The sequence below is a fragment of the Pseudoalteromonas sp. SR44-8 genome (genome assembly GCF_014163635.1).
GTDB lineage: Bacteria > Pseudomonadota > Gammaproteobacteria > Enterobacterales > Alteromonadaceae > Pseudoalteromonas > Pseudoalteromonas rhizosphaerae.
The window spans coordinates 1-4,540 of the sequence record NZ_JACJDS010000068.1 but is presented as its reverse complement, the minus strand read 5'-3'; the positions used below and the strand labels follow the sequence as shown (position 1 = coordinate 4,540).

The window sequence follows — 4,540 nt, the reverse complement described above, 5'->3', positions numbered from 1 at the left end:
GAAAACCATTTGCACAAAGAGAAGACAATGAGTGTAAATGAGAAAGCAAAGGGCTTCGAGCACCTAGGTCCTAGTCACTTCCCTAGAACCTAGTACCGTTGTCTTCCAATCCCCTTTGACCTTTTAGCGCTGGCAAGCCACTCGCCTACACGTAATTAAACAATAGCATACAATTTAACTCCGTAGGCGTTAAGCTTGCTGACGCGTGTTCATTAACACCTTTATAAATAATCTTTCGCGGCTAAAGCCGGCTCCTACGAAAACCATTTGCACAAAGAGAAGACAATGAGTGTAAATGAGAAAGCAAAGGGCTTCGAGCACCTAGGTCCTAGTCACTTCCCTAGAACCTAGTACCGTTGTCTTCCAATCCCCTTTGACCTTTTCGCGGTGGCAAGCCACTCGCCTACACGTAATTAAACACCTGAATACAATTTAACTCCGTAGGCGTTAAGCTTGCTGACGCGTGTTCATTAGTATCTTTGTGAATAAAATCAATTAAACAATTTTTACCACCGAGAGCACCGAGGCGCTTCGCGCTACACCGAGAAAGTAAAGTTAAGCCTAGCACCTAGTCACTTCCCTGGAACCTTTAAACTCTTTCGCGGCTAAAGCCGGCTCCTACGAAAACCATTTGTACCCTGTAGGAAATGGCTTTAGCCATGAGTTTTAAACCCGCGGCATAAAGCCCCGCCTACTCTTAACCCTAACACTGTGCTTGGTTTAATCTCTACCTAAAACCTAACACCTAGTCACTTTTCTAGCACCTAATCCCTTTAACCTTTAACTATTATTTAATCACTACCAAATAAATCGCGCGTATAAACTTTATCAGCTACATCTGTTAACTCTGCAACCATACGGTTGGAAATAACAACATCAGCAATTTCTTTAAACTCATTAAGATCTTTAATTACTCGTGAATTGAAAAATGCTTCATCTTTTAAAGCTGGCTCATATACGACAACTTCAATCCCCTTAGCTTTAATGCGCTTCATGATACCTTGAATAGCAGAGGCTCTAAAGTTATCTGAGCCGGCCTTCATAACTAAGCGGTATACACCGACAACTTTAGGATTGCGTTTAATGATTGAGTTAGCAATAAAATCCTTACGAGTTTTATTAGCATCAACAATTGCCCTAATCATATTATTCGGCACTACTTGATAGTTAGCTAAAAGCTGCTTGGTATCTTTTGGTAAACAATAACCGCCATAACCAAATGAAGGATTATTATAATGGTTACCTATGCGAGGGTCTAAGCTTACACCTTGTATAATTTGCTTCGCATTTAAGCCATGGCTCTCAGCATAACTATCAAGCTCATTAAAGTAGGCAACACGCATTGCAAGGTAAGTATTTGAGAATAACTTGATTGCTTCGGCTTCTGTAGAGTCAGTAAACAGAACCTCAATATCTTGCTTTATTGCACCTTGAGCCAATAAATTAGCAAAAATATTAGCCCGCTCACTCTGCTCACCGACAATAATGCGAGATGGATATAAATTGTCGTGCAATGCTTTACCTTCACGTAAAAATTCTGGCGAAAATATTACATTATCAGTGCCAAGCTTTTCTTTAATCGATCGAGTAAAGCCTACAGGCACAGTTGACTTAATAACCATAGTCGCCGTTGGGTTAATTCTCATTACATCTTTAATAACCGACTCAACACTACTGGTATTAAAATAGTTTGTTACAGGATCATAATCGGTAGGAGTAGCAATAATTACAAACTCAGCACCAACCAGAGCAGACTCTTTATTTGTGGTCGCGGTAAAATTTAATTGCTTGTTTTGTAAAAAATCACTTATTTCAACGTCAACAATTGGCGATTGCTGGTCTTTTAAAAGCGCGACTTTTTTTTCGTCTATATCAAGGGCAACAACCTTATTGTGTTGCGCAAGTAACATAGCATTAGACAGGCCAACGTAACCCGTACCAAAAACAGTAACTTTCATTTCACCGTCCTTAAACTTCTGATTTGAGCGTCCTAACCCTAGTAAAGGCACATAGCCTAATATCTAGAGACTTTCATCCAATTCATTAATTTACATCACAATATATGATTAAAACAGTTTAAAACTTAAAGCCTTTAATCTCTTCTCTGTGAACTCCGTGCTCTCAGTGGTAAATAAATCACTTAAAAACAAGTTTACCACCGAGATGTACAGAGGCGCCTCCAGTTACACCGAGAAGGTAAAGTTAAGCCTGACTCCAGTCAGTTCCCTAGCTCCTAGTCACTTATTTAGTACCTTCAACCTTTAATTTCTTCCTCTGTGATCTTAGTGCCCTCCGTGGTGAATAAATCACTTAAACAATTTTACCACCGAGAGCACCTAGGCGCTTCGCGCTACACCGAGAAAGTAAAGTCTACAACCTGTGTTTTTAGAACCTAGAACCTTTCTCTTCCTAGCACCTTTAACCTTTCCCCTACCCCTTCAAATTAACTACATTCGCTTGAGGCTGGCTCTCAAGCTGGGCGTCTTTTTTAGCATTCCAAACCAAATCACAAATACCATCGGTAGGGTTAAAGCCAGTTGGGGCGTCGAGTAATAATTGGCGGATCATTTCGTGATCAAAGTTATGGCACGCGATATCAAATGCTTCTAAAAATACTTTTAACTCCGCTAACGGCAACATAGCTTCATGAGCTGTCATAATACGTTCGTGTGGGGTTTCTCCCACGTTATCACCGATTAATAATTCTTCGTAAAGCTTTTCACCCGGGCGCAGCCCAGTGCATAAAATTTCAATGTCACCATGCGGGTTGGTTTTATCTTTAACTTCAAAACCGGAAAGGCGGATCATCTTACTGGCTAAATCTTTAATTTTCACCGAATCCCCCATATCAAGAACAAATACATCACCGCCTTTCCCCATAGAGCCTGCTTGAATTACCAATTGTGCAGCTTCAGGTATGGTCATAAAAAAACGAGTAATATCTTGGTGGGTGAGGGTAATTGGGCCACCTTCTTTAATTTGCCTACGGAATAACGGTACTACAGAGCCAGACGAGCCAAGCACATTACCAAAACGAACCATGCAAAAACGCGTACCATGTTCTTTACCTTTGGTTTGCGCTAAGCCTTGCAGTACCAGCTCAGCCATTCGTTTAGTAGCCCCCATCACATTAGTTGGTCGCACCGCTTTATCGGTAGAAATTAATACAAAAGTCTCAACCCCAGCATTTACAGCAGCTTTGGCTGCGTAGTAAGTACCAAATACATTATTACGTACACCTTCAACCACATTGTGCTCAACCAGTGGAACGTGTTTATAAGCTGCAGCGTGGTAAACCGTTTGCACACAAAATGCCATCATTACTGTTTCAATACGGTTAATACGCTGTACCGAGCCCATTATTGGGATTAGCTCTAAATCAATATGGTTATTAGTTATATATTCATGTAGCTCTTTTTCAATTGAATATAAACCAAACTCAGATATTTCAAATAACACCAGCTTTTTAGGTTGTTGCCTAACTATTTGTCTACAAAGCTCAGAGCCAATAGACCCACCGGCCCCTGTAACCATAACTATTTTACCAGTAATGTTGGCAGCCATAAGTTCGGGTTTTGGTGTTACTGGGTCACGGCCTAATAAATCTTCAATTTCAACTTCTCTAAATTCAGAGAGCTGCGCTTTACCTTCAACCACATCAGCCATACCTGGGATAGATAAAACTTTAATCGTCAACGGTTCAAGCTGCGCAAGCACCTCTTTACGCCTTGCCCTGCTTGCACTAGGTAGCGCTAGTAATACTTTAGTAGCCTTGCCCTTATTGATCAGTTCATAAATATCTTTAAAACTAATTACCGGAATACCTTGAACGATCGAACCTTGCTTAGTGGCATCATCGTCAATAAAAGCTCGAACATAATATTCCGGCCCGGCACCAAGTGCTGTAGCAAGCTGTCTTCCTGCAGAACCTGCACCATAAATAATAACCGACTCTTTATTTACAGTAGCCATTCTGCCAATCATCGCACGTACCAAAATGCGCGAACCTCCAACCGTAAGTAAACATAACCAAGCAAAAATAAATGGCATAGTACGCGGGATGGTAATACCGACAAAAAACGATAGTAATACTAAGCTTACAGTGGTGATAACTGTACCCAGTACAATAGCCCATAACGCCTGAGCGTTCATGTACCTGAGCACTGCACGGTATAATCCTAAATTAATAAATGCGATTAAACCGGTAGGAATTAACATTGCTAACAGCAGCCAATTACCCAATTCACTAAAAGGTGCAAGGCTGTCTAAACGCACTATAAGCGCAAGCCAAAATGCTGCGGCAATAAAAAGTGAATCAATAAATAAGGTAATAGCACGCTTTTTAGCGCGAGAAGCATTCAAAATAGACCGGATGAAACTATCCACAACAAGTTCCCTTTTCTTGTACTTTGTTGATTCGAAAAGCAAAGAGCTAATAATATACTCTTTGATTGTTAACATTTTATGAATTATAGCGTATAAAAAGCGTTGGAGCTAGGAGCTCAAAGGTCAAAGGTCAAAGGTCAAAGGTCAAAGGTCA

General features: G+C 40.6%; 2 protein-coding genes. Both read right to left on the bottom strand.

All coding sequences use genetic code 11. The features are described from left to right. Positions 1–791 precede the first annotated feature (791 nt). Entirely contained in the window at positions 792–1,958 is a 1,167-nt protein-coding gene (locus tag H5183_RS21105; RefSeq protein ID WP_182732650.1) for a nucleotide sugar dehydrogenase, read from the bottom strand. A gap of 472 nt (positions 1,959–2,430) precedes the next feature. Beyond that, positions 2,431–4,386, bottom strand: coding sequence for a nucleoside-diphosphate sugar epimerase/dehydratase (locus tag H5183_RS21100; RefSeq protein ID WP_182732649.1), 1,956 nt, complete (start codon positions 4,384–4,386; stop codon positions 2,431–2,433). Positions 4,387–4,540 lie beyond the last annotated feature (154 nt).

What these genes read in the sequence shown, in the direction of transcription:
- H5183_RS21105 (WP_182732650.1), bottom strand. Translation starts at nt 1,958, where the DNA reads ATGAAAGTTACTGTTTTTGGTACGGGTTACGTTGGCCTGTCTAATGCT.